Genomic DNA, 1505 nt, shown 5'->3' on the forward strand with positions numbered 1-1505 from the left:
TAACGGAGGCGTTCACGGCTCGCCGGCGGGCCTTTCACGCGCTCGGGCGTACGCTCCGTTCGGCGATGCGGATCAGGGGGCGCTCCGGCACCAGGCGGCTGACGACGCGTGAGACCAGGGCATTGCCAGTGCCGTCGACGACGGTCGCCTTGCGTCCGCCGAGCGCCGCGAGTGCTGTGGCGACGACCTGCTGCGGTGTGCGCCGGTTGCCGACCGACGCGTTGTCACCAGCAACGTCGAAGAACGGGGTGTCGGTGGCGCCCGGGCAGATCCCAAGGACGGTCACGCCGGTGCCGCGGGTCTCGCCCCAGAGGGAACGCGTGAAGGACAGGACGAATGCCTTCGTCGCGGAGTACACCGCCATGTGCGGCACCGCCTGGAATCCGGCCGTGCTGGCGACGTTGATGATGGTGCCGCGCCCACGCTCGACCATGCCGGGCAAGAGCCGGGTGGTGTTGCCGACGAGCGTGCCGACGTTGAGCTGCACCTGGGAGGCCATGTGGCCGGGGTCGGCCTCGGCGAGGTCGCCGTGGGAAGCGAAGCCGGCGTTGTTGATGAGGATGTCCACGGCGACGCCCTGCTCGTCGAGCGTGCGTGCGAGGGCCTCGGAGGAGTCGGGCCGGGAGAGGTCGAGGGCGATGGGTCTGACGGTCACGCCGTGCTTGGTCCGCAGGGTCGAGGCGAGCTCCTCCAGCTTGTCTTGCGAACGGGCGACGAGGACCAGGTCCACACCGCGGGCGGCCAGCTGTCGGGCGAACTCGGCGCCGATCCCTGAGGAAGCGCCGGTGACGACGGCCAGCTGGGAGGTGAGATTGGCCGAGTAGTTCATGTCTGTCTCCATACCGACTCAAAGGTTTTTTTTCTTGCGATGAAAAGGCCGAGGCGACCGACGGGCGTGAGGTGCGGCCCGCCCGCTGTCAGTGAGCTTCGATGGTCGTCTCAATGACTTCGGCGAGAACGCCCGCTGCGCGGCGCAGCTCTTCGGGAGTGGCGCGCCCCGTGGCCTCGAGGACGCCCTTCAGCCCGTCGAACGCGCCCACGAATACGGTCGCCAGCGTGTGGGCGTCGCCGGGAAGATGCAGGTCGCCCGCGCGGGCGCCGGCGAGGAGGAGTTCTTCGACCAGGTCGACCCACTCCGCGAGAACAGACACCTGAGCGTGGTCTTGCGGTGACTCGGTGGTGAGTTCGCGGTCGAGCCGCACGACGGACCATCCCGCAGGTTCGGCGATGACAAGATCCACGAGGACGGGGACGAGTCCGCGTACCTGTGCGGCCGGCCCTCCGAGCCCCTCGAGCTGCCTGCGCACATGTGCAAGCATCCCCTGCTTCTGATCGTCGACGACCGCATGGGCCAGGGCGGCCTTGCTCTTGAAGTGGAAGTACACGGCACCCTTGGTGAGACCCGTCTCGCTCACCACGTCGTCCATCCGGGCGAGGGAGTACCCCTTGGCATCGAAGACACGGGCGGCGGCGCGCAGAATGTCCCGGCGCGTTGCCGCGCCCTT

2 protein-coding genes are annotated in these 1505 nt (G+C 68.7%); both read right to left on the reverse strand.

From position 1 onward, the window contains the following. Positions 1-34: 34 nt before the first annotated feature. Positions 35-829 carry an SDR family NAD(P)-dependent oxidoreductase gene (locus ACIRJP_RS42620; protein ID WP_404186625.1) on the reverse strand — a complete coding sequence of 265 codons (795 nt, stop codon included), beginning with the start codon at positions 827-829 and terminating at the stop codon, positions 35-37. A gap of 88 nt (positions 830-917) precedes the next feature. Next, positions 918-1505, reverse strand: a 588-nt coding sequence (locus ACIRJP_RS42625) for a TetR family transcriptional regulator (protein WP_404186627.1), incomplete at its 5' end; no start/stop codon positions are given.

This window comes from Streptomyces sp. NPDC102437 (assembly GCF_044765565.1).
Classification (GTDB): domain Bacteria; phylum Actinomycetota; class Actinomycetes; order Streptomycetales; family Streptomycetaceae; genus Streptomyces.